Source organism: Actinomyces sp. HMSC065F12, from assembly GCF_001814535.1.
GTDB classification, from domain to species: Bacteria; Actinomycetota; Actinomycetes; order Actinomycetales; family Actinomycetaceae; genus Pauljensenia; species Pauljensenia radingae_A.
Map to the genome: position 1 here is coordinate 1 of NZ_KV816991.1, position 510 is coordinate 510.

Consider the following 510-nt stretch of genomic DNA (forward strand, 5'->3'; position numbering starts at 1 on the left):
GGGGGGGTCTTGTGCGCTACCCCCCCTCCCCATAGTCCGACCCTCACACTAAGTACCATCCACGTCTCACACCACCCCCCCTCCCCCCCCCTGTCTATATGACCCCCCCTCTATTTTTCACGGAACTTCCGGAACTTCCGGAACTTTTGAAAAAAAATGGCGGAATACTGCGGAAAAGTCGGGGTCGAGGTCGTATCAAACCTCCGGAACTTTACGGAACTTTACGGAACTTTTTGGCCGAAAAAGCCTTTTTCAACCCTCGCGAACCCAAAAATCGGCTCGTGCTATCATGATCGTCCGAATGATTTCCCGACTCCCACACCCCCATCTCGGACCCTCTTCAGACGAGCGTGCGAAGGTGCGCCTAAACGCTTCTCACCCACAACTGTGACCGCGCTCACACACATGATGACGTGACACAGATCACAAATGGGAGACTTGACAGGTTTTTCGAACACACCACAAGCGGTTCGTGGACGACACCCCTGACTCTTTTATCCGCCCAACGGA